23 protein-coding genes and 1 pseudogene are annotated in these 26,395 nt (G+C 36.9%); 6 read left to right on the plus strand and 18 right to left on the minus strand.

What is annotated here, in order from left to right:
* Nucleotides 1–35: 35 nt before the first annotated feature.
* Nucleotides 36–182 carry a hypothetical protein gene (locus JFT89_RS22920; protein WP_002066490.1) on the minus strand — a complete coding sequence of 49 codons (147 nt, stop codon included), beginning with the start codon at nt 180–182 and terminating at the stop codon, nt 36–38.
* 32 nt (nt 183–214) lie between these two features.
* Nucleotides 215–880, minus strand: a complete 666-nt coding sequence (locus JFT89_RS22925) for an LbetaH domain-containing protein (protein WP_016096385.1) — start codon at nt 878–880, stop codon at nt 215–217.
* A gap of 81 nt (nt 881–961) precedes the next feature.
* Between JFT89_RS22925 and JFT89_RS22930 the strand changes: the two are divergent.
* Nucleotides 962–1,111: pseudogene (locus JFT89_RS22930) on the plus strand (DUF3898 domain-containing protein); the annotation flags it as partial.
* Between the two features lie 328 nt (nt 1,112–1,439).
* Here the strand turns inward: JFT89_RS22930 and JFT89_RS22935 are convergent.
* From JFT89_RS22935 to JFT89_RS22955, 5 genes are all read right to left on the minus strand, one after another.
* On the minus strand, nt 1,440–1,787 hold the full coding sequence (locus JFT89_RS22935; protein ID WP_016092044.1) for a hypothetical protein: 348 nt from the start codon (nt 1,785–1,787) through the stop codon (nt 1,440–1,442).
* A 373-nt stretch (nt 1,788–2,160) separates the two neighbouring features.
* Nucleotides 2,161–3,006 carry an exonuclease gene (locus tag JFT89_RS22940; protein WP_016096384.1) on the minus strand — a complete coding sequence of 282 codons (846 nt, stop codon included), beginning with the start codon at nt 3,004–3,006 and terminating at the stop codon, nt 2,161–2,163.
* 188 nt (nt 3,007–3,194) lie between these two features.
* Nucleotides 3,195–3,395, minus strand: coding sequence for a cold shock-like protein CspB (gene cspB, locus JFT89_RS22945; protein ID WP_001179147.1), 201 nt, complete (start codon nt 3,393–3,395; stop codon nt 3,195–3,197).
* Nucleotides 3,396–3,572: 177 nt separating this feature from the next.
* Nucleotides 3,573–4,511: a WD40/YVTN/BNR-like repeat-containing protein gene (locus tag JFT89_RS22950; RefSeq protein ID WP_201040696.1), complete on the minus strand. Its 939-nt coding sequence runs from the start codon at nt 4,509–4,511 to the stop codon at nt 3,573–3,575.
* A gap of 16 nt (nt 4,512–4,527) precedes the next feature.
* Entirely contained in the window at nt 4,528–4,971 is a 444-nt protein-coding gene (locus tag JFT89_RS22955) for a flavodoxin (protein ID WP_001062757.1), read from the minus strand.
* A 315-nt stretch (nt 4,972–5,286) separates the two neighbouring features.
* Here JFT89_RS22955 and JFT89_RS22960 point away from each other — a divergent pair, with 315 nt between their 5' ends.
* Nucleotides 5,287–6,384 carry a phosphodiester glycosidase family protein gene (locus JFT89_RS22960; protein ID WP_016096382.1) on the plus strand — a complete coding sequence of 366 codons (1,098 nt, stop codon included), beginning with the start codon at nt 5,287–5,289 and terminating at the stop codon, nt 6,382–6,384.
* Between the two features lie 55 nt (nt 6,385–6,439).
* Here JFT89_RS22960 and JFT89_RS22965 read toward each other — a convergent pair whose 3' ends face one another.
* The 3 genes from JFT89_RS22965 to JFT89_RS22975 all read right to left on the minus strand — a co-directional run bounded on the left by JFT89_RS22965 (nt 6,440) and on the right by JFT89_RS22975 (nt 7,880).
* A complete protein-coding gene (locus JFT89_RS22965) occupies nt 6,440–7,060 on the minus strand; it encodes an acetate uptake transporter (protein WP_000070943.1) in 621 nt (206 codons plus the stop codon).
* Nucleotides 7,061–7,146: 86 nt separating this feature from the next.
* Nucleotides 7,147–7,542, minus strand: coding sequence for an NUDIX hydrolase (locus JFT89_RS22970; RefSeq protein WP_016096381.1), 396 nt, complete (start codon nt 7,540–7,542; stop codon nt 7,147–7,149).
* The gene (locus JFT89_RS22975; RefSeq protein WP_002146384.1) at nt 7,539–7,880 is read right to left on the minus strand and encodes an ASCH domain-containing protein; all 342 of its coding nucleotides are present in this window, start codon (nt 7,878–7,880) and stop codon (nt 7,539–7,541) included. The genes JFT89_RS22970 and JFT89_RS22975 overlap by 4 nt, the downstream gene beginning before the upstream one ends.
* 152 nt (nt 7,881–8,032) lie before the next feature.
* Here JFT89_RS22975 and JFT89_RS22980 point away from each other — a divergent pair, with 152 nt between their 5' ends.
* Entirely contained in the window at nt 8,033–8,590 is a 558-nt protein-coding gene (locus JFT89_RS22980; protein ID WP_201040698.1) for a CatB-related O-acetyltransferase, read from the plus strand.
* Between the two features lie 52 nt (nt 8,591–8,642).
* On the opposite strand, the gene JFT89_RS22985 is transcribed toward JFT89_RS22980, so the two are convergent.
* Nucleotides 8,643–16,115: a DUF7507 domain-containing protein gene (locus JFT89_RS22985; protein WP_201040700.1), complete on the minus strand. Its 7,473-nt coding sequence runs from the start codon at nt 16,113–16,115 to the stop codon at nt 8,643–8,645.
* 116 nt (nt 16,116–16,231) lie between these two features.
* Here JFT89_RS22985 and JFT89_RS22990 point away from each other — a divergent pair, with 116 nt between their 5' ends.
* The gene (locus tag JFT89_RS22990; protein WP_201040702.1) at nt 16,232–16,981 is read left to right on the plus strand and encodes a (S)-benzoin forming benzil reductase; all 750 of its coding nucleotides are present in this window, start codon (nt 16,232–16,234) and stop codon (nt 16,979–16,981) included.
* A 35-nt stretch (nt 16,982–17,016) separates the two neighbouring features.
* Here the strand turns inward: JFT89_RS22990 and JFT89_RS22995 are convergent, their stop codons facing one another.
* The 6 genes from JFT89_RS22995 to JFT89_RS23020 all read right to left on the minus strand — a co-directional run bounded on the left by JFT89_RS22995 (nt 17,017) and on the right by JFT89_RS23020 (nt 23,523).
* Nucleotides 17,017–17,850: a GNAT family N-acetyltransferase gene (locus tag JFT89_RS22995; RefSeq protein ID WP_201040704.1), complete on the minus strand. Its 834-nt coding sequence runs from the start codon at nt 17,848–17,850 to the stop codon at nt 17,017–17,019.
* Between the two features lie 66 nt (nt 17,851–17,916).
* A complete protein-coding gene (gene argH, locus JFT89_RS23000) occupies nt 17,917–19,425 on the minus strand; it encodes an argininosuccinate lyase (RefSeq protein WP_201040706.1) in 1,509 nt (502 codons plus the stop codon).
* A 101-nt stretch (nt 19,426–19,526) separates the two neighbouring features.
* A complete protein-coding gene (locus JFT89_RS23005; RefSeq protein ID WP_002128464.1) occupies nt 19,527–20,636 on the minus strand; it encodes a serine hydrolase in 1,110 nt (369 codons plus the stop codon).
* 117 nt (nt 20,637–20,753) lie between these two features.
* Nucleotides 20,754–21,686 carry a nucleoside hydrolase gene (locus JFT89_RS23010; protein WP_016096379.1) on the minus strand — a complete coding sequence of 311 codons (933 nt, stop codon included), beginning with the start codon at nt 21,684–21,686 and terminating at the stop codon, nt 20,754–20,756.
* A 121-nt stretch (nt 21,687–21,807) separates the two neighbouring features.
* Nucleotides 21,808–23,241 (minus strand): sodium/pantothenate symporter, encoded by a 1,434-nt coding sequence (panF, locus tag JFT89_RS23015; RefSeq protein ID WP_016096378.1) that lies wholly within the window; start codon nt 23,239–23,241, stop codon nt 21,808–21,810.
* A gap of 3 nt (nt 23,242–23,244) precedes the next feature.
* A complete protein-coding gene (locus JFT89_RS23020; protein WP_002014357.1) occupies nt 23,245–23,523 on the minus strand; it encodes a YhdT family protein in 279 nt (92 codons plus the stop codon).
* A gap of 272 nt (nt 23,524–23,795) precedes the next feature.
* Between JFT89_RS23020 and dhaS the strand changes: the two genes are divergently transcribed.
* Nucleotides 23,796–25,280, plus strand: a complete 1,485-nt coding sequence (dhaS, locus tag JFT89_RS23025) for an aldehyde dehydrogenase DhaS (RefSeq protein ID WP_016096377.1) — start codon at nt 23,796–23,798, stop codon at nt 25,278–25,280.
* Between the two features lie 50 nt (nt 25,281–25,330).
* On the opposite strand, the gene fabG is transcribed toward dhaS, so the two are convergent.
* Nucleotides 25,331–26,071 (minus strand): 3-oxoacyl-ACP reductase FabG, encoded by a 741-nt coding sequence (gene fabG / locus JFT89_RS23030; protein WP_002137674.1) that lies wholly within the window; start codon nt 26,069–26,071, stop codon nt 25,331–25,333.
* A 133-nt stretch (nt 26,072–26,204) separates the two neighbouring features.
* Between fabG and JFT89_RS23035 the strand changes: the two genes are divergently transcribed.
* Nucleotides 26,205–26,354: a YfhD family protein gene (locus tag JFT89_RS23035; protein ID WP_002066466.1), complete on the plus strand. Its 150-nt coding sequence runs from the start codon at nt 26,205–26,207 to the stop codon at nt 26,352–26,354.
* Nucleotides 26,355–26,395: the final 41 nt, after the last annotated feature.

Genomic DNA, 26,395 nt, shown 5'->3' on the forward strand with positions numbered 1-26,395 from the left:
ACAATGACGGGTTAAATTCCATCATTGTCTTTTTATTATCGAAAACATTTTGTATCAAGAACATGCGCTGTAACGTGTCCGTCTTGTATATCTGTTAATGTTATATTGTATGATCCAGCATTTTTTTCAAATGAAGCACCATCTCTCAATGGATACGAGTCTTTTAAACCACTGTCATGCATAATAAGCACTTCATCTCAAAAACTGCTGATTTTTAATGATTGTACGGCATTCCGCAAGAACAACGATGCGAACCGAATAATAAGTTATAAGAAGCAGGAAATTCTTGATTTACACGTTGTACTTCTCGCGCAAATTCTTCTTCGTCTTTTGGCACTCGAATGAGCGCATTTGCTTTTTCTTGTGTATCTATATTGGCTCCAGGCGGTACAAATCTGTTCGCCGAAACACGCACATCATTTGTTACTACTGCATTGTATGAAATAACTGTGCCTTCTCCAATAATCGCATTGTACACAATTGCTTTAAAACCGACGAACACCTTATTTCCTATATAACAAGGACCGTGAATGAGGGCGCCATGCGCAACACTTACTTTTTTCCCAATATAAATCGAATACTCTTTATCATCAACAGAAACGAATTTATTCAATAAACCATGTAAGATAACTCCATCTTGCAGATTTGTGTTTGAACTAATATAAAATGGAGTTCCTTCATCCGCACGAATGCTTACATTAGGAGCTACATATACATTATTTTTAATTCTCACATCGCCTATCACACTAGAAAATGGACTTATGAAAGCAGTTCTATCAATTTTAGGATAACGTTGAATCGGATTAAATGAGGTAATAGGATTGGGGCTGATGAAGGGAGCGAACGACTTATTGTGACTCCTACAATTTCTTTTCGTCAAGAAAACATCTCCTTTAAAATCACATATACAATATGTTATGTACGCTCTGCTATTTTGGAGACAAGTTGTCAAAAAATTTATAAGTATTATAAGGACTTGCTGGCGGATTCACTTACGTTTGAGAAAGGATTCTCTCCTATTGAATTTCTGAAACCGGATGAGTTGCAAGACGTGATTGAGCGGATTGAGAAGAAGCAGCAGTATTCTTATGATTCGAACGGGAGGGAATAAATCCTTCCATGTACTAAACGTTATTTACATAAACAAACTATTTAGTATCTTTTTGTTTTACAGCATTACATGCTCGCTATTTTGAACTTAGTTGATGTTTATATTAAAAACCGATTCTACTAAGAATCGGTTTTTCTGCTTTATAACAAAATATGCTTATTTTTAATCTAAGATAACAACTGCCGCAGGATTCAGTAGATTTGTTTCTTGTTGTACTAGCGTATTTCCATTACAGATATTTACTTCAATATTTCTATTTGACCAAGTCCTTCTGTAAGTTTTTTATTTTTTCCTTTTAGTCACTATGTATGTTGTTCAAATGAAAATTTCATTTCACTACCTCAAATTTATTGTACTCGTAAAAAGATAATTGAAAACGATATTCTGGATGCTCTCTCACCCAATCGTAGGCTTCTTCTAAAATATCCATTATATTTTGTGCGTCATTAAGTTCACTACATTCATTCTTTTTCTGTTTGCATAGAGGGCAGAACCCACTCACTATCTCGGCATTCATCGCACGAATAGTTTTACTTTCTAGGTCAACTACTAGACGAAGAATAAGAGAATGTTCCGCTTTTGTAGTCACCATCATTTCAGCAATCCCATCCTCATTCCAAAAGACTCCGTTTAATTCCATCTGTACGTTGACGTCTTTAATATCCAAGTCTATCACTATCACACCTCCCTTGTATAAAAATCTTACCTTACTCTTCTATTTTAATCGTTAATACTCCACGGTTTAAAGATATGTTAAGTTTTTTCCAATTCTTCTTCTTTGCTATAAGAGGAAGTATAATTACTGCTAAAAGTAACGTGAATATTACACCAAAAACTAAAACGGTTAAAATATTAAAGATCACTTCCATTTAACTGTCCACTCTTTCATTTCTATGAGTTCTTATTTTATTAATACATTTTACAATTCTTACTACGCCTTTATTTTCAAAGCAATTATAACAACAAATTAATTTCTATTTAATATGAAGACTTTATCCACCGTCAAAGCGATAAAATTAAATTTTTGTAGTTAGAAATGGAGGAGAATCTCATTTAACCTCTGTCTTCTCCTCCATCTCAGCCAAATACCTAAGCTGCCGCTCCGCTTTTCTCACCGCAGTAGGAAAGTGTTTTTTCAGAAGTTCTACTGCAGATTCACTTATATAATATCTTTCCGTTATACTTTCCCACGTGTCACTACTTTCAAATGCACTCCATACAAAAGGACGCTCTGCACTTTTTTTCATTTCTTTAAATGCCCATTTTCGCATCTTTTTTTTCGCTTTTTCTGTTAGTTTTCCGTTCTTTACAAGTTCAAGCTCACCATGTCTCTTGTATCGCTTATTAATATCTCTCTCACTATATGCTTTAAGAAATATATTCGCTGTATTCTCAGCATCTGCTAAAGCCCGGTGCTGCTTCCCTTCCCACGTTAAGCCGAGCTGATCCACTGCAAATTGTAAACTTGGTGTATGCTCAAATAATTCTTCATACGCCTGAAAAACAAATTTTTGCACATCAAATCTGCTCTCTTTTTCCATACATGGGCATTCTACACCGTATAATGTACAATCTTGAGATAGAAAACGGTAATCTTCTTTTCCCCATGAAACAAATATTGAATCTTCTCCGATGAACTGAATAAATTTCTCTATAATTTGAGGGAAATTCCCTACACCTATTAAATCTTTCTTTGTAATTCCAGTTAATTTTGTTGTATGACGAGTTAATGGGGCACTTGGTTTTACTAACTCTGAAAATTCTCCAATAACCTTCATTGTACTCACATCTATTTTTACAGCTCCAATATCAACTATTTCTGACGGATCTTCTGATTTATACGGCCTAAAATTCCTTTCAATATCAAACACAATGAAGTGTGTAGCGTTTTTCAATTTATTTACCTCTTTCTAAATTCCTTTTCACACACATACTTTATTTTCAGTATTTATTTATTAATGCACTTTATGCATGAAAAACTTCACATAAAAATCAAAAATTCAGTCTTATTATTACATGTACATAGGAGGATATTCAATAAAAACGCAAAAAAAAAGAAGGGCAAGCCCTTCTTTTTTCATAATTACTTCTTGTTTACGTTTGTAGCTTGAGGTCCACGGTTACCTTGTTCTACTTCGAAAGTAACTTCTTGACCTTCTTCTAAAGATTTGAAGCCGTCGCCTTGGATAGCTGAGAAATGAACGAATACGTCTTCTCCGCCTTCAACCTCGATGAAACCGAAACCTTTTTCTGCGTTAAACCATTTTACTTTACCGTTTTGCATTTAAAAAATCCTCCTACAATGTACCTATATGTACATATTCATTTTCAACCACTTTACAATAATACATCATATATTAAAAAACTGCAACCCCAGAGGAGATTTAACATTGCTATCCTCCTCGGAAGTTACAGCTCATTTAAATCTCTATATTATTAAAAGTAAAATGGTTTAAAGTAACTATATCATACCAATATAATAAAAGTAAAGTTTTTTTAAAGTTATACAGCTTTTTTTCCACTGCATCGCTTTTAATTCACCTGATCCAGCTACAACATAGCCTTCTTTTTCATTAACAATGCGCCAACCATGCCCTTTAACCGAATCACATACTGTAACAATTCCTTCTTCAAGAAGCACACGGCAAACAGTGCTAATTCCCGCCTTATTTTGTGTTGACGTTGTATATAACACATGTTGATCCACACTTAAATCTAAATAACTACTCGCTTTTTGTTCACTTTGACATGTATGCCAACCTATTTTATCACTTTCGATACTCTCATCTATTCTGCAAAAAGAAATATTTCCGCTAATTCCCTTGCACGATCCACTTGCTGCTACTAAATAGGAATTATGTATAGTCAACGCAGAAATCATCTGATTCATCGCTATTTTAATCCTTTTTAATTTACGTGTCTCTAAATCAAAAAGCCAAACACCACCATATTTAGTATGTATTTTCGTACCGATAAATAAGTAATGTTTATATAAAAATAATGATCGAATAGATGGTGCCTCACTACCGTAATTAAGAAATGGCTGAATAGTCTCCCATGTGGAACCAAAATTATTAGAATGATACAGTGTTTTATCTCCATGAGCAATTACTGTTCCATTCTCATTACTACATACATTCCAGCTCGTTGCTTTCGTTGGAAAGCGCTGGATCGTCCACGTTTCTCCACCATTCATACTACGAATAAAAACTCCTTCGTCTCCTACTCCGTAAACTACGTTACCTTCACTATGTAAATCTCGAATTCGTTTTTGGAAACCAGTTAAAGCCTGTTTCCATTCTCCATCTTTTTCAATGAATAAACCATTATATGTAGTAGCTAACAAAAGTTTTCCATCTCTTAACTTTGTAATAGCAGTTGCACTTAACATTGTTTCCACGTTGACACTCCCGTTCCTAGAACTTCTCGGCAAAAGCAATTGCAAAATCACTGCATTTTTCAACGTCTTCTTTATCTTCTGGAGCTAATTCAATTTTCAATCCTTCTTGTACAAGTTCTGCCCCGCATTTTACAAGACGTTCTTCAAATATCGTTACCGCTTCACAAAACAGTTCATACGCCGTATCACCTGATCCAAAAACAGCCACTTTTTTACCCGTTAAATCTATATTTTCTAACTCATCATGGAAATCTTCCGCTTCAAATGGTAATTCACCATCACCCCACGTATAAGATCCTAAAATGATTCCATCATAAGCTAATAATTCTTCAGCATCCATACCTTCCATCTCTTGCAATACTACTTCATGATCAAAGGCATCTAAACTTACTTTAATTAAATCAGCAATACTCTCTGTATTCCCTGACATACTTGCATACGCTATTAAAATTTTCGCCACTTTGGCATCCCCCTCTTACAATAATTGATTCTCATTCTCATTATATTAATAATGATAATCAATTTCAATTATTATTTTCATTCAATTTATATCCTTTTCATTTATGTTAAAAGAAATGGTACATCTGACTATTCCCTTTTCATTTTGAGTATTAACATTCATATTCATCTATTGCCAAATCTAGTTTCTCAACTTATTGTATATACATCCTTTCACATTTAATATGTTGCATATATAATGCGAAAGGCCATTTACACATTTCATTATTTTTAGGTAACAAACAATTTCGATCTTACAAAAAGAGGAGTCTTTCTAATGAAAAAATTTTTTATTAGACTTTTAAAAATATCATCCCTTTTGACAGCACTATTATTAACAGTGGGTGCCATTATTCTATTTGGCACTTCATACGGCCATAATTTACGTGTCATCGCAGCGGAAAGTATTTTAACGTCTCAACATCCGCAATACGCAAAAATTACATTACTGTCTGATAACGAGTTAAATGATATTTCTCAATCCATTACAAATCCAAAATGGAAAAATAGCGATTTTGCCAATACTAAACTTTCAAAACAAGAATTAGAGCGAAAGAAAAATGCACCATTAAACGTTTCGATTGAAACGATAAAGAAAAAATACAATGATCATTTTTTTGAAGGTAAATTAATGACTATTAGTAATCCATTAAATGTAAAGCTCGTTACACAACAAGGTTCAGAAGGGAAAGACGTTGGAGAAAAAATATATGTCATGGCAAAACGAAACCATGCACTTGCTGCTGTAAATGCTAGTGGGTTCTGGGATGAAACGGGGCATGGTGGTGGTAAAACCGGCATCGGTATTGTTATTGAAAACGGGAAAGTTATAAACACACCGCAAGACATTAATACCCCTACTCTCGTCAGTGGACTTACAAAATACGGACAAATGGTTTCAGGAGAGTTTTCTGCTAATCAACTGTTAAATAAGAATGTCGTTTCCGCTGCTGGCTTTATGCCTCAACTAATTGTAAATGGCGAAAAAATGATTACAAATGATGGCGGATGGGGCTATGGTCCCCGAAGTATTATGGCTCAGAAAAAAGATGGATCAATTATGTTTTTCATCATTGATGGAAGACAACCTCATAGTATCGGAGCTTCTTTAAGAGACTGCCAAGATATTCTTTATGAAAAAGGGGCCATAAATGCAATGGCAATGGACGGGGGCTCGTCAGCAACCTTGTACGCAATGGGAGACATTTTAAACATCCCTTCAACCTTATCTCATAAATCACGCTATTTACCAAACGCCTGGGTTGTTACCTCGAACCCTAAGCAACAAGTTCATGTAACAATAGACGGCAACCCCGCAAGCTCTCAAAAGATTTCCGAAATGACAGGATCTACTACTGTAGCTATCAATAAATAAATAAATAAATAAATAAAAAAGAACAGATGACTATACAATCATCCGTTCTTTTTTATTACTTTTTAAAAATACCAAATGGTTTTCCAACTGGTAATACAACTTTTCCGAAGTGTGTATTTAACACGGCTGCTGCTGAACCATAGAAAGATAATAATGAAATACATAGTTCAGAATACGCTGCTAAATTATGCATTGCGTGCGGCATAACACCTAAAGTACTTAATGAAAGACCGATAAATAAGAAATCAATAAGGACGAAAATCATAAATAATACTTTATGTGTTTCCATTGCACCAATTGTCATAAAGATCGTGAAAATCAAGTATCCGATAAAGGCTACACCAAGCTGTTTTGAATCTGCAGTTTGGGCTAATTTTTCGCCAAATACTCCAAGTTGAATTAACCAAGTCATTCCAACACCTAACCAAAATAGGCCGTACGCACCAAATGCTGTTGTACCGAACGTATTGTTATGCTTTGCATCGTGAATGCATGCAAAGATTTGTGCAAATCCTCCTAAAAAGATTGCCCATGGTAATACAAGTGAAACGCCATCTGTTAAGCCTAACTTTTGAGATGATGCTACAAGTGTTACCATCGCTAATCCAAATAGACCGATTCCAGATGGATCTGCTGTTGTCATTTTCACATGATGTGTAGTAGTTTGATTGCTCATATAAACCTCCTGATTATAAACATACTCGAATACAATACTTAAATCAGAAGGCTATGTCAATGGTTTTTTTTGTATGTTGTCAGACCTTATCTTATATAATAATCGAAGATACTTCCAACCACTTCATAAGGTTTTATATTTACATTTTCCAATTCATTTACCGGCATCCATAAAGGAATATAGCTGCCTCTATCTTTCCGTTTGAATTCCTCACCTTTACCACTTCCAAAAATTCCATCTATAATATGGGCATCATAATAATACTCGGTACCGTTATACTCCACCGTTGCAATAAGGTGCCCCATTTGTATATGTACCCCTAATTCTTCGTAAACCTCTCGCTTCGTTGCTTCTTCAGGTGTTTCTCCTTCTCCAATTCCCCCGCCCGGAAAAACAAAATATACCTCACCTTCTCGAACACGTTTTATAAGAGCGATTTTACCACCCTGTATAATTATGGCTGCACCGCGATTTCTTCTCATATTATTACCTTAATGCCAATTGCAACTGTTCCCCACTCTTGCTCTTGTTCTTTCGTATATATTTTGTATGTACTTTCTAACTTTTCCTCTAAACTAACATTTTCACAATCAAATAATTTCCCATCAATTTGTTCATACATTTCTTTAAAGCTCTCGTATCGCCTTACCTCTGTTACCTTTACAACAATTATTTCTGCCGTCACAAGGTTAGTAAATACAATTTCATCACCTTGTTTTATTTGTTGACGCTTTTTATCATACAATCTAACTTCATATACTTTTTTACCCGAACAAATTGATTGAAAAGGTCCGTTATATAGCCCCATTTGGTGTCTCATATTTTCCCCCTCCTTATAATTAGTTTAACATACAGCCTATATTGTACGAGAACTTGCATGTTTTTTCTCTTGCAAGAATATCCACCTTCCTTCCAACTTGCATATACTGTTCCATATCCATTACTTGCTACAGAAAGGATGCTAAATTAATCATGTTATATTTAAATCAAAAACCTGAATACGCCCAATATGATATTGGTGATTATACCTATAGCAAAGTAGGCCCTACTATTTTTTCGTGGAATGATGAAACAAAATTAAAAATAGGCAAGTTTTGTTCATTAGCAGAAGAAATCGTTTTCATACTTGGCGGTGAACATCGCGCTGATTGGATAACGACTTACCCATTTAATGCTCTTTTCGATGAAGGAGCACATATTACTGGTCACCCTTCGTCAAAAGGTGATATCGTAGTCGGTAACGATGTATGGATTGGTTATCAATCCTGTATTTTATCTGGAGTTACAATTGGTAACGGGGCCATTATTGGTGCGAAGAGTGTTGTTACAAAAGACGTACCTCCATATGCAATTGTGGCTGGGAACCCTGCCAAACTAGTTCGATATCGTTTCCCACAAGAAACCATTGAAAAACTAGAAAAACTTGCATGGTGGGACTGGGATATTTCTGTCATAAAAGGAGCTATTCCATTTCTACTCTCCAACAAAACCAACGAATTTTTCACCTCACCCGAAAAAGAATCTACATGATTGATACACATAAAAAAGAGCATCCTATTCTTACAAGATGCTCTTTTTGTATTTATTTTTTATTTATTTGCAAGTGATTACATGGAGAACATTGAAATGGAATTTTATCTAAGCAATTAAAGTTCGTTTCGCAAATTTGTTCTATCGTTGGAACAAATGGAATGACAACTATGTTACTATCTATTATTTGTGTAACAGGTGGCAATACTGTGCCTACTTGATGTTCGAAGCGGATACTCGCTTGATTAATATAATTCCCTGAACCACTTGGTGCGCTCTGAACTGCTACTTGAAACGAAACTGTCCGCGCTTCACCCGGATTTAAACTCCCTATAAGAAACCCCGATACTGGACTTACATTTCGTAATGGAACACTATCGACTATTACGCTTCCAGCGATAAATCGAACACTACTATCTAACATGTCTTGAAAACGAATATTTTGCATGACAGTATCACCTGTATTTGTAATGACTGTCGTAAACGTAATGACATCTCCAATTGTTGCTGTTTGAAGATCTGCCGTTTTTACAACTGTCGTTGAAACATTTTGAGGGATAAACGGGATAACAACTGTATTGCTATCGCCTTCAACTACTACAGGCGGCTCATTCGGATTTACAGTTGCGAGTCCAGTCGCTGTAGCAGTATTTGTAACTAAATTATTTATTTGTCCTCCTGTTATTACAACTTGGAAATTAATAATTGCCGCATCATTTGGCTGAAAATCACCTAGCGGGATACCAATATTCGGATTAGCAAATGGAAGAGGTACATCATTTACCGTTACCGTGCCATTTATAAATAACGTATTTGGATCAATGATATCTGTTAAAACAATATTCGTCACAGGAACTGTACTATCATTTATAACGGCAATTCCGTAAGTGACAACATCTCCTACCATTGCTACTTCAAAATTCGCTCCTTTTGCAACAAATAAGATTGCAGTATTTACTGTCACAATAACTGTATTACTCGTGTCCATCACTGTAATCGGCGGCTCTCCTGGTACTAAAATATATTCTGCGGATGCCCCAGCAACGTTCACTACTGTACCACCATCTGGAAAACTTGTAATCGTAGCTTCATATGTTACAATCACCGTTTCACCGACTGGGATATCTGGTATCGTAAATCCAGCCTGTGGATTTAACCCCGGCTGCGGAACTCCATTAATTGTTACACTATTTGGTACAAAAGCAGCTTCCGGAGATAGCACATCAATAAATTGAACATTCATCGCATCAGCCGTACCAGTATTTAATATGCGAACACGGTACGTTACCGTTTCTCCTACTCCAACAATTGAATGATCTACTTCTTTCAGCATATCTAAACTGCCTCTATTTACTGGTGTGACTGTCGTATTACTTGAATTCGTGATTGTAAACGGAGGTTCTCCTGGAATCAATACAAAATCACCAGTTACACTCGCCGAATTCATAATACTATTAGAAGGTGGTATTGCGATTACATTTACTTCAAATGTAATTAATACGCTATTACCTACTGCAAGATCCGGTAATGAAAAACCTACAAAAGGATCTAAACCTACTTGCGGGATCCCATTTATTTGTACACTTCCTGGAACGAATTCTAAACTAGGCGATGGAACGTCAATAAACTGAACATTTGTCGCTGTTACCGTTCCCGTATTTGTAACTTGCACACTATACGTTAACGTATCTCCTAATCGCGTTGCTTGTTTATTTACTGTTTTTATTATATTGAAGCGCCCTCTATTTACCCTCGTTATTGTCGTATTACTTGGCTGATTTACTATAACTGGTGGTTCTCCTGGCACTAAAGTAAAGCTTCCCGTTATATTTGCAACGTTCGTAATTGTTCCTGATGAAGGGATGGTTGTAACTGTCGCTTGAAACGTCACTATAACAGTTTCGCCAACGAGTATATCTCCAACTCCAAATCCAGTAATCGGATTTAAGTTTGGTTGCGGGGCTCCATTTACCGTGACACTATTTAGTACAAATGATGCTCCTGCTGAAATCGTATCAATAAACTGAACATTGTTAGCTGTTACTGTTCCTGTATTCGTTATTTGCACTGTATACGTTAATACATCTCCAACTAGGGTAGCATCTCTATTTACTTGTTTAATAACATTAAAGCGCCCTCTATTTACAGTTGTGAGTGTTGTATTACTTGGCTGATTTACTATAACCGGTGGTTCTCCTGGTACTAATATAAAGCTTCCAGTAACATTTGCCGTATTGGCAATCGTTCCATTTGATGGAACGCTGACAACAGTTACTTGGAATGTGACTTCTACACTTCCCCCTGGATTTATATCTGGAAGTGGGAATCCATTATTAGGATTGAACCCAGGTTGTAACACACCGTCTATCGTTACACTGTTCGGTACGAATGTTATAGAGGAAGGTAATACATCACTATATTGAACATTCGTCGCTGTCACTGTCCCTGTATTTTGAACTACTGTTGTATATGTGATTGTATCGCCTACTGCAACAACCGGCTGACTTACTGATTTTAAAACATTCAAACCAGATTCATTTATTTCAGTTAATGTCGTGTTACTTGTCGTCGTTTCAGTAATAGGCGGCTCTGTTTCACTTACAGCAAATGTAGCCGTAACATCCACAAAATTAACAACTGTTCCACCTTGGGGTATGCTCGTTACCATCTCTTGATATGTGACAAGTACAAAATCACCTACAGGTATATCTGGAACTGTAAAGCCTAGGAACGGATTGAATCCAGGTTCTGGTATTCCGTTTATACTCACACTTCCTGGAACAAATGCTACACCACTCGTACTAGAATCAAGAAATTGAACATTCGTTGCCGGCACTGTTCCAAAGTTAAAAATTAGTACATCGTAGGTTAATATTTCCCCAACCGTTGCTGACCCTTTATCTACTAGTTTTAACGGAAAAATAGACGCTATATTAATCGTCGTAACGACTAAATTCGTTAATATCGTTTGCGTAATAGGTGGTTCCTGCGGATTTGGTTGTGAAGTAAATGTAACGTCAGCATCGTTTAATATAACTTCATTATCTGGAATCTCAGTAATCGTCACCTGGAACGTTACCGTAATACTTCCACCAGCATTTAATAACGGAGTAACTGTAAATCCTATTTCAGGATTTACACCAAGTTGCTGTATTCCACCTATCGTTACACTATTTGCAACAAATGTCGTTCCTTCTGGAATTACATCTTGGAAGAACACATCTGTAACAGGAATAATTCCTACATTCGTTATTAGCACTGTATACGTTAATACATCGCCAACAGCTCCAGCGGCAACATTTACTGTTTTTGTTGCTGTCACCTCACCAGGAGGTGGTAATGGTATTGTAACTACCGTCGTATTACTTGAATTTGTCGTTGTTACAGGTGGTTGTAAAGGATTTAATAAGAAAGTGGCTGTAGCAGATGCTGTATTCAAAACAGCTCCGCGTGTAGACGGTGCAACAACTGTAACTTGGAACGTTACTGTCAATGGTGCCCCAGCTGCAATATTAGGAAGCGCAAAACCTACATTTGGATCAAATCCAGGTTGAGAAGTTCCATTTATCGTTACACTATTTGCGACAAATGTTGTTTCTGGAGCAACTGTATCAATGAAGGAAACATTCGTTGCTGTAACTGTTCCGTTATTTCGAATGACAACAGAATACGTGTAAGTTTCTCCAAGTGCTGCTTGTTGTACAGATGAAGATTTTTGTATATTTAACTGCGCTGTATTTACTTGTGTCACTACAAAATTACTATTCGTAACAGTCGTTATAGGAGGTCCTGCCGGATTTATAAGGAAACTTGCAGTAACGTTCGATTGATTTCTTATATTCCCTCCACTTGGAACACTCGTCACTGTAACTTGAAACGTAATCGTAGCGGTTTGCCCGACTGGAATATTTGTAACCGGAAAACCTGCTATAGGGTCTGCACCTTGCTGAACAACTCCATTTATCGTTACACTATTCGCTACAAATGTAGCTCCAGATGGGATTGGATCTTGAAAAATGATATTTGTTGTAGGAACAGTTCCTGTATTTTGAATAAGAATCGTATACGTTAACGTGTCTCCTACACCTGCTTGCGGCGTATTTACACTTTTTATTACATTAATTGATCCTACATTTACTCGTGTCACAACGATATTACTAATCGTTACAATTGTAATCGGTGGCTGCAGAGGGCTTACTTGAAAATCAGCAGTGACATTTGCATTATTCGGAAGTACTCTATTCGTCGGTACACTTGTTACCAACACTTGAAAAATGACTGTTACCATCGATCCAACCGGAATATTTGCAAGCGGAAAACCAATAGTCGGATCTGATCCTGGTTGCGGGGTTCCGTTAATCGTTACACTATTTGCTACGAATGTTGTACCAGCTGGTATCGGATCGAGAAATGATACATTTGTCGCTACTACCGTGCCGCTATTTTGTATAGTAACTGTATACGTTAACGTATCTCCTACACCTGCTTCACTTGCATTTACAATTTTCATCACATTTAATCCTGCAGAATTTACGACTGTCATTACGGTATTACTTGGTACCGTCACAGTAATTGGTGGTTCTGTTGGATTTACAAGAAAATCTCCAGTGACATTCGCATTATTTACAACATTATTTCCTTGTGGAATTGAATCAATTAATACTTCAAACGTAACAATTACACTCGCACCAGTAGGTAAATTATTTAATGTAAATCCAAGTTCTGGATCTGCCCCTTCCTGTAAAACACCATTAACCAATACACTATTTTCAATAAATAACGTCCCTTGTGGAATTGAATCTTGGAAAAATACATTTGTAGCTGGTACACTACCTGCATTTATTATTTCGATTGTATATATTAAAATATCTCCTACAGTTGCAACACTCGTATTCACAGATTTTATAACTTCAAAGCTCCCTGTTTGTACTGTCGTATTCACGACGTTACTCGGAACAGTAATCGTAACTGGTGGTTCACTCGGATTCACTTGAAAACTTGCGGATACAGTTGCACCATTTAAAATATCTTCATTTGGCGGATCCTGCTCAATTAATACTTCAAATGTAACTACAACTGTCTGAGCCGCAGGGATATTCGGAAGAGAAAATCCTGAATTTGGATTTAGTCCACTTTGTGGTATTCCATTAATTGTTACAGAGTTTGCAACGAAAGAAACCGCTGAAGAAGTAGTGTCTTGGAAAAATACGTTTGTTAACGGAACGTTACCTGTATTTTGGACGGCAATCGTGTATGTTAAAGTATCACCTACTGCCGCTTGAGCTGTATTTACTTCTTTTATTACATTTAAACCACCTGTATTAACTTGTGTTACAACGGTATTCGTTTGCCTATTAATCGTTACTGGCGGTTGATTCGGAATAACGACGAAATTAGCAGATACATTACCGCGATTCGCAATCGTACCTCCTGATGGGGTAGATGTAACTCGTACTTGAAAAGTCACCGTTCTACTTCCACCTGGAGATATATTCGCTACTGTAAACCCAGTCGCTGGATTTGCCCCAGGTTGCGAAACTCCATCAACAGTTACACTATTTGGTATAAAAGTCGTTCCAATTGGGATTGGATCTTGAAAAATAACGTTCATCGCCAGTACATTTCCTGTATTTTCAATTGTAACGGTATACGTAAGAACGTCATTAACTGTCGCAAAAGCTCTATCTACTGTTTTTCTCGTTCTTATATCAGCTATATTTATTGTAGTAAATACTGTATTACTCGTCGCTTGGCCTGAAACTGGTTGTTGACCAGGAACCGGAATAAAGTTAAACGTTGCACTTGCACGGTTCGGAATTGGATTTACAAGAGGATTAGATGTCACTCGAACTTGAAAGCGCACTACAGTCGTTTGCGAAGCATTAATGCTTCCAAGATTAATACTACTTGCTGGATTCGCTCCTGGACGCGCCACTCCATTTACCGTAACACTATTTGTTACAAACGTTGTTCCAGCAGGTATACTATCAACAAAAATAACATTATTTGCAGCGACATTCCCATTGTTTGTGACATTCACTGTGTAGGTTAGTACGTCATTAAGTGTTGCCGTCTGTAGATCTACAGATTTTTGCAAACTTAGATTTGCACGGTTTACCGTCGTCTGTACTGTATTTGAAGAAGCTGTACTTGTGATAGGAGGACTTCCGACGAAAGGACGGAATTGGTAAGATACCATTGCACGGTTGGAAATTGGATTTGGATTTGGGAATGACGTAACTCTCACTTGAAATGTAACAATTCTTTGAGCGTTATTTGGGATTGTACCTAAATTTATTCCACTAGCTGGATTCGCACTCGGCTGCGTTACTCCTCCTACTGTCACACTGCCGGCTATAAATGTCGTTCCATTCGGAATACTGTCTTGTAATACAACGTTATCTGCACTTCCCGTCCCTGTATTCGGAACGGTAATCGTATAGGTGAGAATATCTCCAACCGCTGCAACTGTTTTATCAACCGATTTAACAGGATTTATGATTGGCCCCGTCGCATCTATTTGAACACCAAAACCAGCCGCTGCATACCCATCTCCATTTGTAATGAAGCGAACTGTCGCTGACGTTTGATTATTTACTAATGATGATGAAGCATCTACATTCGTAATATCCCACCCTTGTCTTCTGACAGCCAAGGCTGCCCCTAACGGCTGATTCAAATTCCCAAACGTACCGCTCGTATCTAAATTCCCATTGTCATTACAAATTTGTGATTGAAAGAAATTATTTGCGGGATTTCTCGGCCCGAATAATGCAACTGTAGCATTCGCGTTCGGCCCAAAACGAAGTTGATCTCCAACAATGTTAGAATCACCTTCTTGAGCAGTTACAAGTACTCTTCCTGTAACTGTCCCCGTAGACGGCGTTGCAAAACCTGAAATAATAGCATCAACTGGTGGCGATGAAGCATCGATGATTTCTTGACCTGCATACACTGATAAATTTCGAAGTGGTAAACTCGCATTTTGATAAACTACCTCAAGTGTCCAGCCTACCGATCGACTAATAGTTGAATTGGCAGCAGTTCTCGCAGCAGGAACACTCCCAGTTGTATATGTCCCCGCTCCTCCTCCATTAACAAAGTTTGTTACATTGGCAGATCTAACGTAATAAAACTGATTCCCAACTGATCCTTGTTGAGCAGTTGCAGGATCTGGTGCAACTGAAAATGTTCCCGCTGGTGTTGTAAACGAAATATTATCATTTAAAAATGCAGTAACATCCTCAGTATCAGTCCTGTATGTGCCAGCCCACACTAGTTCTGCGTATAAAACACTACTCCCTGCTGGAAGGTTTAAAATTGCACTTGAAGAATTTAATGGCCAATCATTTGTCGTTCCTGCTGGGAACCCTGGCACTTGAAGCGATGTATTTACTGTAGTAAATACATCAATCGTACCGAAGTTATTGCCTGGTGCAGGAGATGTAGGACTGAGTCCTAACGTGTTCCCAGTGAACGTGACGGCACCAGTTACTGTCGTTGTAAAGCGATTCATAAAAGGCACATAATCATCTCATTTCATTTATAGTAAAAAGTGCTCTATACTATAAAATGTAGACAAACTATAGAGTGTACGTTGTCCAACAAAATTCCGCACATACGAGAGGGGTTTATAAAACTATGCGCTACGTTATCGTAACAGGAACTTCACAAGGTTTAGGTGAGGCAATTGCCACGCAATTGTTAGAAGAAAATACAACGGTCATCTCTATTTCTAGAAGAGAAAATAAAGAGCTTACTAAACTTGCAGAGCAGAATAACAGCAATTGTATTTTCCATTCCGTAGACCTTAAAGATGTACATAATTTAGAAATTCATTTTAATGACATTCTTTCTTCTATTGACGAAGGCACTGTCTCATCTATTCATTTAATTAATAATGCGGGCACAGTTGCACCAATAAAGCCCATTGAAAAGTCAGAAAGCGAACTATTGATTACGAACGTTCAAATTAATTTAATCGCACCTATGATTCTTACATCCACTTTCATGAAACATACGAAAGGCTGGAAAGTAGATAAACGTGTTATAAACATTTCATCTGGTGCAGGAAAAAACCCTTACTTTGGCTGGGGTGCTTATTGTACAACGAAAGCTGGTGTAAATATGTTTACACAGTGCGTAGCTACTGAAGAAGCGGAAAAAGAATTTCCTGTAAAAATCGTCGCTTTTGCACCAGGTGTTGTTGATACAAATATGCAAGCACAAATTCGTGATACAAATAAAGAAGACTTTATTAACTTAGAACGATTCACCGCATTAAAAGAAGAAGGAAAACTACTGTCACCTGAATATGTTGCGAAAGCTATTCGTAACTTACTAGAAACCGAGGAATTTCCGCAAGGCGAGGTTATTCGAATTGATGAATAGAGAAAAGGCACGCTAATATAGCGCGCCTTTTCATTCTATTTCTCCAAAAATACAAGCACAGACTCCATAATTTGCTCATAACCAATTTCCTGATAAATTTTATTAGATGTTGGATTTGCTAGATCAGTATATAGTGTAGTTGTTTTGTAGCCTTCATCTAACATACATTGACTGAGTGCCGCCACACAATTAGATGCGTACCCTTTTTTTCGTGCTTCTTTCGGTGTATATACAAAATTGACTGTTATATTATTTGTAGTCGGTCTCGTTTTTGCAGCTACAGAAACGAGTTTACCATCCACTTCTAGACCAAACAGACGATTATTAGTGATTAATGTATGTGCGGTTTGTTTCGCTTCTTCTTTCGTAGTTGGGAGCTTCACGTCTTCGCAAAATTGATATATCCATTTTTCTATTAATGGTAGCTCATCACTATTTATTTCTCGAAAAACCCCCTCCTCGTTCCACTTTTTCTTAACTTGTTGTAATGCATACACACCTTGTTCCATTACAACATTAGTTTTCTTATTTTCTAACACCGCAACCTCTTCCGCTAATTTCTGTACATTTTTCTTATTACCGATTAATCCAGGAATATCTGGATATACTTTCGTTAACTCTTTTGCAAGTTTCACTATATCTACTTCCGAAATTTCAGAAGTTGCAACAATCATTTGTATCTTCTCTTCTGTTTGAAGAAATACAACTGCAATTTCTTCTCCTCGTTTCGCTACCCCCATAAACGTCGGTTCTTGAGCTACTTGTAATATGCCTAACATTAAATTATTTTCCCGCTCATTCTTTTCTAAAAATGGTGTAACATCTTCTTTAAAATGAAGAATCTCTTTATATACGTGTAATTGAATCATCGACAATCTCTTCCCTCAATTTATATTTTAATAAAGTATTGGCGATTAATTCATTAAATCCTTCTTTTACGATTCGATAATATTTGAAACTAATGTGTTCAAATCATTCTCAGCATGCAAAACTCTCTTCTTTTCCTTCTCAAATAGCTCTTCTTCTTTTCGAAACGATTCTTTACGTTTATTAATCATACGCTCCATCTCTTTTTTACTCGGTCCGCCGTATACATTTCTTTTTTGAATAAAAGCTTCTGGTGATATAATTTCTTTCCACTCTTCTTCTAATAAATTTACTTTCAAATTTTCTTGTAAGTATACATTTATGTCTTTGAAATTTAATTCATGTAACTCCTTTTTCTGCTCCAATGACATATTCGCAATCGCACTTGCTGCATGATGTGCATGCCGAAATGGTATTTCATAGTTTTTTGTTAAAACATCTGCGAAATCTGTAATCGTAATCGCGTGTTTATATGAACGATTTTTTAACGTTTCCTCTTCTACTTTCATCGTTCGAATAACTGCGTTCATAATACAAAAAACACGAATCGCCTTTTCGATTCCTTTATATAAATGCGGCTGCAAGTCATCCTCCGTATCGACAATATCGCCAAATGGTGTATTATGAATCATTTGAAATACAGTAAATGCTTCCCCTAAAGCACTACTCGTAATAGCACGGGCATGTTCTATCGAAACAGGATTTCGTTTTTGCGGCATAATACTACTTATTTGCACATATGGCTTCGTTACAGTAATCCCATCATATTCTTTCGTCGCTAATAGTAAAAAATCATGAATCCACCTACTCGTATTCGTCATAATTACCATTAGTAACGAGCTAACTTCTAATAAATAATCCGCTCCAGCAACAGCATCATATGAGTTCTCAATTACATTTGTAAACCCAAGTAACTGTGCCACTCGTTCTCGCTTAATTGGGAAGCTTGTTGTAGAAAGGGCAGCTGCCCCCATTGGAGAATGATTTAAAAGATGATACGCTTTTTTCATTCTTTCTAAATCTCGTTGCATCGTATCGTAAATTGCCAAAACATAATGACCAAATGTTGTCGGCTGCGCCGGTTGTGTATGTGTATACGCGGGCATAATTGTTTCCATATGTTCACCGGCGAGCTCCAGCATACTTTCTTGCAGCAATAAATGATGTTCCATTAACCGCAATACAAATTGCCGTAAACTCATGCGATACATCGTTACACCCATATCATTTCTACTTCTACCGATATGCATATTACTTACAAATTCACACTTTGCTTCTTGAGAAAGCAAATGTTCAACTAAGAAAAAAAGATCTTCATGTTGCTCTGTATATAGCAACTTCTCCTTTGGAATCCCCTCTACTTTTTTAAGTGCGATTAATATAACTTTCGCTTCTTCTCTTTTCATTAACTTCTCTTCAGTTAACATAGTAATATGTGCCCTATGCACTTGAAACATATCTTTTAATAAATAATTACGCTGAAAATTAAATACGTGCTGTAATACACAATCTACATATGTTTTCCCAGGGAAATCAGCGCCTTCATTCTTAATAAACTCTTCTTTACTCTGTTTCATCACCTTTTCCCCTTTCGCCTAAGTGTTACTACCCATCATACCCAAGGATGGTGAAAAAGTGCTTGTACATAAAAATAAACTCGGCGCTCATAGCACCGAGTTTATTTAATAAAAGTCGCATCATACTTATCACTTTGCAACACTTGAAAGTGTAGATTTGCTAAATGTTTACGTATTTCAGCACTGTCATCTTCATTTAAATTATTTGCCAAGAAAACAATTTCTGTACAGTTTCCGCGTTTATCCATTGCATAAACTGCTTTTGTTACCGTCCATGGTGTATAACCATTCTTTTGTCCAGCATGCCTGAATGTTTTACGATATTTCTTTGCGCTCATATCTGTTTCAACGATATTCGCCCACACTTTTTCTTCCGCTTCTGTAAGACCACCTTGATGATTTGCCTTTTGAAGCAGTACCATATAATCGTTAGCGGAAGCAGCCGGCAATCTATCCGACCAAATTTTGTCGTAACGTTCCTCTAAATACAGAGGAATTTCCTTCTGTAATAATGGTCCCTTCTTTTTTAAGCGTTCATGAATAATCATAGCATATTCACGATATTGCTCTTGAGACATTTCTTTTAACTTTTTCTCTATTTTATATTTTGGAACATGTAATTCTTTATGCAAATATCCCGGAATGTATAAAGATGAAACAATCGGAAATAGCGGTTGATGTGCAGGAAGTGCTAAACTTTGTAAATTCCGATTAATATTGTCTAATCCTAATACCTCCATTAAATATTCAGTATTTGCATTAGAACTAAACTTAACCATTCCTTTTGCAACTTCTTCTAAAGAAACCGCTCCTTCAGTTATCTTTTCTTTTTTTTGCAAATAATTTTGCCATCTATCTTGTGCACCACCATCTGTACCCGGCACATAATAACGATTCACATCATTAATTGAAACGAAACTAGACGGATCGATTTTCCCCTCTGTAACTTGTTTCGTATATTCAAGCGCCACAATTAACTTCATCGTACTAGCAACTGGCAATACAACATCCGGATTTACAGAATACACGACTTTATCATTTCTTTTTATTAAAAGTGCACTATTCTTTTCATCTTTATGTTCTTCAATAAAGGATGCTATGTACTGCGCATCATCATTATTTGAACTCCACACTTTTTTCACTAAAAAGTTACCTGATATCAGCAAAACAAAAATACCCACAATCACTGCGCATACTATAGTTTTTTTCAAGTAAAATTCCTCTCCTATTGTGTAACTCTTCTCTATTTATCTCTTAAAAACAAAATAATGGAGATGATTATTTAAATAATCATCTCCATTATTTTAACTTGTATGTTCCTATTATGTCTACGTCATAATTTTCACAAAATCCTCAAGAAACTTTTTATAATGTAATGACCAACCAATTCTCACCCAATTTTTCAATGCTTTCGCTTCAGGCTGCGGGCGAAAATCAGCGATACTTTCCCCTTTCGCAACTCCAATCGTATCGACATCAACACGGCGATACACGTAATCTAAAAGAGATGGATTTGCCGCTACCATCATTGTAACAACGTCATGTACTGGACTACCTGTTATTTTGGGATTTAACTTTTTATAAGCTTTATAATAATACGTAAATATCGGTTCGATTAACTTATTAAAACTTGTTTTAGAGTGTTTCGTAATATATTTTACCATCTCTGGTGTAATAATAGCTTCAGATGTAACGTTAAGTGGCACTACTGTCACATTTTTTGCATTTTGCATAACTAATTGTGATGCAATTGGGTCACCATGAAAATTGGCTTCCGCGACTGGTGTAACATTTCCGGGCATTAAAAAAGCACCGCCCATTATATAATATTCTTTCACATACTTCATCATTGGTTTTTCTAAAATAAAAGCTGTTGCCAATGTTGTTGACCTACCAGCATCAACAATAATTAATTCTCCTTTATACTTTTCAAGAATATCGAAAAATGCACAAAAGGGTTTTATATTTGGTGAAAAAGCTTTTGGGGGTTTAATAGGTCCTAAGCCATCTACGCCGTGAATTTCTGGATAATACGTCACAAAATCACCAGACAAAGGTATTTTAGCACCATTAATAACAGGTATATCTTCCCTGCCAGCTATTTGCAATAAATACGCCGCATTACTCGTCGCCTTTTCCTGCGTTACATTCCCATATCCAGTTACGACTCCAACGATATCAATATCAGGATGCAACAATCCATACATAATTGCTAAAGAGTCATCAATTCCCGGGTCTCCCAAAAACAACACTTTTTTCATCGACCTCAACTCCATCCCCTCAGTTGTTATTAATTTATGAATAAACATGGATATACAGAATAGAAAAGAACAAATTCAGAAGAAAAACGTAGTCCTATATGGACTACGTTTTTCTTCTAACTTATACTGTTTTTTTCACAACACTCATACTTCCAATGATGTAAGCGATAAACGCCAAGCAAATCGGGAAAACAACTGTATGTATACCAAATGGATTAGGGTAGCAAAGGTGAATAAACATATAGGAACCTACTCCAACTAAAATAGATGCGAGAGCTCCAATTGCATTTCCCTTTCTCCAATATAAACCTAGTACAATCGGCCAAATGAACGCTGCTTCTAAACCACCGAAAGAAAATAAATTTAACCAAATTAAAAAGTCTGGTGGCTTAATAGCGGCAGCATATACGAGTAATCCTACGATACCAGTAATCCATAGGCTACCTTTCTTTATCGTACTATCCGCGGCATCTTTATTTATGTAGTTCACATATATATCTTTAATAATTGACGAACTTACAAGTAATAATAATGAGTTCACAGTAGACATTATCGCTGCCATTGGTGCAGCTAAGAAAACTCCAGCTAACCAAGGTGGCAACACTTCCATCGCGAGTAGCGGCATTACTTTATCTGGTACCGTTATGCCTGGAAGGACTACTCTTGCAAACACACCTGTTAAATGCATACCAATCATAATTGTGCCGACGACAACCGTTCCAATGATTAATGCTTGGTGCATAGCTTTTGAATTTTTATAAGACATAGCACGCACACTAATTTGCGGTAATCCAACGACACCAATTCCAATTAAAATCCAAAATGATGTGACATATGATTTCGTTAAACTTCCATCCGCTCCGAACGGTGTTATTAAATTCGGATTAATTTGAATAAGTTCCTGCATAATCTTTTCAACTCCGCCACCAGCAATGACAGTAGCAATTAAAATGATTGTTGTGCCGACTAACATAATGATTCCTAATAACGTATCTGATAAAGCGACTGCACGAAATCCACCAATTAACACATACACAAGTACAGAAAATGTAAATAAAAATAGTGCCGTTGTGTAGGAAAGTCCTGTTAGCGACTCAATTAATCGTCCACCGCCAACCCACTGGGCTACTGTTGCCGAGAACAAAAAGATTATAATACATAACGCAGAAAGAACAACTACCGCTTTATTATTGTATCTACCCTTTAAATAATCAATAAGCGTAATTGCTTCCATTTTCCTAGCGATAATAGCAAACTTTTTACCGATAACCGTTAAAACGATATATCCTGTGACAACTTGAATCGCTGATAACAGCACCCATCCAAGACCCATATTGTAAGCAATACCAGGCCCGCCGATAAAGCTACTTGCACTACCGTACGTAGCAATCATCGTCATAGCTAATAATAAGCCACCAAGTTCACGCCCACCAAGAAAATATTCTTGTAAAAATTTATTATTAGCGGTTGCTTGTACACGTCTTGATGCATATACACCAATTAAAAACACAACGATAAAAGAAATTATCATTGGGATTATTACATACCAATTCATCTATCATTCCTCACTTTTTTCTTCCTCATCGAGTGAAATATCTTGAAATAAAAAACGAACAACTAAAATAAGCAAAATAACCATTACGATAAATCCAACGATACAGCTATAAAAAAACCATGCTGGAAAACCTAATACATATGTATATTCACTCGGATCCTTACTTCCAAGCCCATAAGCAAATCCATACCATATTATAAAATTAATAATAGCTAATCCAAGACCAATTAACGCTTCTCTATGGGCAACTCGAAAGCGCGGATCATCATGATAATTCTTCATTTTCCCCCTCCTCTCACGATGTATAATTGTACCACTGTTTTTCTAGTTTTTCCTACTAGAAAACAAAAACGCGCAGGATTTTTTGTAATTATATAGAATACAATGTTTCATTACATATTTTTTACAATTGTAACGAAAATGAAATTTGAATTTTCAACATTTTTTATTTATGATTTTAAGTAGAGGCTTTTCATCTAGTTCCCACATCCTTGATTTCGGAATAAACGCCGTCTCGTACTGCGTTTAAATTATATTTTCAAGGGGGTTATACAATGAGTCAACTAGCTGTAAATCTTCATGAAAAGGTAGAGAAATTTCTTCAAGGCACAAAGAAACTATATGTGAACGGAGCGTTCATCGAAAGCGCTTCCGGAAAAACATTTAAAACTCCTAACCCAGCAACTGGTGAAACACTCGCTATCGTTGCTGAAGCTGGTCGCGAAGACATTCATAAAGCTGTGGTAGCTGCTCGAATGGCTTTCGATGAAGGTCCTTGGTCACGCATGAGCACTGCTGAACGCAGCCGTCTTATGTACAAGCTCGCTGATTTAATGGAAGAGCATAAAGAAGAGCTCGCACAGCTCGAAACGTTAGATAACGGAAAGCCAATCCGTGAAACAACGGCGGCAGACATACCACTTGCAATTGAGCATATGCGCTATTATGCTGGCTGGGCGACGAAAATTGTTGGTCAAACAATTCCTGTTTCCGGTGATTACTTTAACTATACACGCCATGAGGCTGTTGGTGTCGTCGGTCAAATTATCCCTTGGAACTTCCCACTTCTTATGGCAATGTGGAAAATGGGAGCTGCGCTTGCTACAGGATGTACAATCGTTTTAAAACCTGCAGAACAAACTCCACTATCCGCTCTATACTTAGCTGAATTAATTGAAGAAGCTGGATTCCCGAAAGGTGTTATTAATATCGTTCCTGGATTCGGTGAATCAGCTGGACAAGCACTTGTTAATCATCCACTCGTTGATAAAATTGCATTTACTGGTTCTACTCCAGTCGGTAAACAAATTATGCGACAAGCATCTGAATCATTGAAACGTGTTACTTTAGAGCTTGGCGGTAAATCACCGAACATTATTTTACCAGACGCCGACTTATCTCGCGCGATTCCTGGTGCACTTTCTGGTGTTATGTTTAACCAAGGACAAGTATGCTCTGCTGGATCACGCTTATTTATTCCAAAGAAAATGTATGATAATGTCATGGCTGATCTCGTCCTCTATTCTAAAAAACTAAATCAAGGTGTCGGTCTTAACCCTGAAACAACAATCGGTCCTCTCGTTTCCGAAGAACAACAAAAACGTGTAATGAGCTACATTGAAAAAGGGATTGAAGAAGGCGCTGAAGTACTTTGCGGAGGAAGTAATCCATTCGATCAAGGCTACTTCGTTTCTCCTACAGTATTCGCTGACGTAAATGACGAAATGACGATCGCAAAAGAAGAAATTTTCGGTCCAGTTATTTCTGCAATACCTTTTAACGATATTGATGAAGTAATTGAACGTGCAAATAAATCACAATTCGGCTTAGCGGCTGGTGTGTGGACAGAAAATGTTAAAACAGCACACTATGTTGCAAGTAAAGTACGTGCTGGTACTGTATGGGTAAACTGTTATAACGTCTTCGATGCAGCATCTCCATTTGGAGGATTTAAACAATCTGGCCTTGGCCGCGAAATGGGATCTTACGCGCTGAACAACTATACAGAAGTGAAGAGCGTTTGGATTAACTTAAATTAACGAGAAAGAACCTGACCTACTCGGTCAGGTTCTTTTCATTATGTATTCATTTACACTTGCAACCCACCGCTCACATTTAATACCTCTCCTGTAATGTAAGACGCATACTCTGATGCTAAAAAGGCAGCTGCGTTTGCAATATCTTCCGGCGTTCCGATTCTTCCAACTGGAATCGCTCCAACCATTTTCTCTTTTACTTTATCCGGTATTGTTTTTGTCATATCAGTATCCATAAACCCTGGACAAATCGCATTACACGTAATACCAAAACTTCCAACCTCTTTCGCTGCTGTTTTTGTTAAACCTACAACCCCTGCTTTTGTAGCCGCATAATTTGCTTGTCCAATATTTCCTTCCCTACTAATAGAAGAAATATTAATAATCCGCCCATACCCTTGTTGCCTCATATAAAGAAGCGCTGGCTGCATACAATAAAAAACGCCAGTTAAGTTCACTTGTAATACTTGTTCCCAAGCTGATTTCTCCATCTTATGTAACATTGCATCTTTTGTAATCCCAGCGTTATTCACTAAAATATGTAATGTACCAAATTTTTGCACCGCATATTCAATTAACGACTTCGCTTCATTTTGATTACTCACATCACATCGATATAAACTCACATCATACCCTTCATCTGATAATTCACGTGTCGTTTCTTGTAGCTTCTCTTCATTTACATCACTAATTAATACTTTGGCCCCTAGTTTTGCAAAAACTCGTGCGATTTCTTTTCCAATCCCCTGCGCAGCACCCGTTACAACAGCTGTTTTCCCATTCAACAATTCCATCTCTATCCCCCATTTCTATTAGTTATATTGTATATTTCGGCTCTATGCTTTCCAAATCCTCTTTGTATAAAAAAGTCTATTTGTGTCAAACTAACTTTGCAACGCCCCATAAAACACAAGGAGATTGTGTCGAATGAAAAAAAAGAATGTAAATCGAAACAAAGCTGCCGATGGCATTGATGTTGAGTTCGCTCGCGAACTCGCTGACCACAATGACTTAGAAGCAAACGCACGTGCAAATGCCGCTGATGCACGTCAAAAACGCCAATCAACAGAAAAATAAGGAATTACAACGTTCCTTATTCTTTTCAACAGGGACCTACT

This window comes from Bacillus sp. TH25, assembly GCF_016650935.1.
Classification (GTDB): Bacteria; Bacillota; Bacilli; order Bacillales; family Bacillaceae_G; genus Bacillus_A; species Bacillus_A mycoides.

Bases quoted from the DNA above. Each gene is read 5' to 3' on its own strand.
- JFT89_RS23035 (WP_002066466.1), top strand. From the start codon at position 26,205: ATGAAAAAAAAGAATGTAAATCGAAACAAAGCTGCCGATGGCATTGAT.
- fabG (WP_002137674.1), bottom strand. From the start codon at position 26,071: ATGGAATTGTTGAATGGGAAAACAGCTGTTGTAACGGGTGCTGCGCAG.
- panF (WP_016096378.1), bottom strand. From the start codon at position 23,241: ATGAATTGGTATGTAATAATCCCAATGATAATTTCTTTTATCGTTGTG.
- dhaS (WP_016096377.1), top strand. From the start codon at position 23,796: ATGAGTCAACTAGCTGTAAATCTTCATGAAAAGGTAGAGAAATTTCTT.
- JFT89_RS22975 (WP_002146384.1), bottom strand. From the start codon at position 7,880: ATGAGACACCAAATGGGGCTATATAACGGACCTTTTCAATCAATTTGT.
- JFT89_RS23020 (WP_002014357.1), bottom strand. From the start codon at position 23,523: ATGAAGAATTATCATGATGATCCGCGCTTTCGAGTTGCCCATAGAGAA.
- JFT89_RS22995 (WP_201040704.1), bottom strand. From the start codon at position 17,850: ATGATTCAATTACACGTATATAAAGAGATTCTTCATTTTAAAGAAGAT.
- JFT89_RS22990 (WP_201040702.1), top strand. From the start codon at position 16,232: ATGCGCTACGTTATCGTAACAGGAACTTCACAAGGTTTAGGTGAGGCA.
- JFT89_RS22980 (WP_201040698.1), top strand. From the start codon at position 8,033: ATGTTATATTTAAATCAAAAACCTGAATACGCCCAATATGATATTGGT.
- cspB (WP_001179147.1), bottom strand. From the start codon at position 3,395: ATGCAAAACGGTAAAGTAAAATGGTTTAACGCAGAAAAAGGTTTCGGT.
- JFT89_RS23010 (WP_016096379.1), bottom strand. From the start codon at position 21,686: ATGAAAAAAGTGTTGTTTTTGGGAGACCCGGGAATTGATGACTCTTTA.
- argH (WP_201040706.1), bottom strand. From the start codon at position 19,425: ATGAAACAGAGTAAAGAAGAGTTTATTAAGAATGAAGGCGCTGATTTC.
- JFT89_RS22965 (WP_000070943.1), bottom strand. From the start codon at position 7,060: ATGAGCAATCAAACTACTACACATCATGTGAAAATGACAACAGCAGAT.
- JFT89_RS22920 (WP_002066490.1), bottom strand. From the start codon at position 182: ATGCATGACAGTGGTTTAAAAGACTCGTATCCATTGAGAGATGGTGCT.
- JFT89_RS22960 (WP_016096382.1), top strand. From the start codon at position 5,287: ATGAAAAAATTTTTTATTAGACTTTTAAAAATATCATCCCTTTTGACA.
- JFT89_RS22970 (WP_016096381.1), bottom strand. From the start codon at position 7,542: ATGAGAAGAAATCGCGGTGCAGCCATAATTATACAGGGTGGTAAAATC.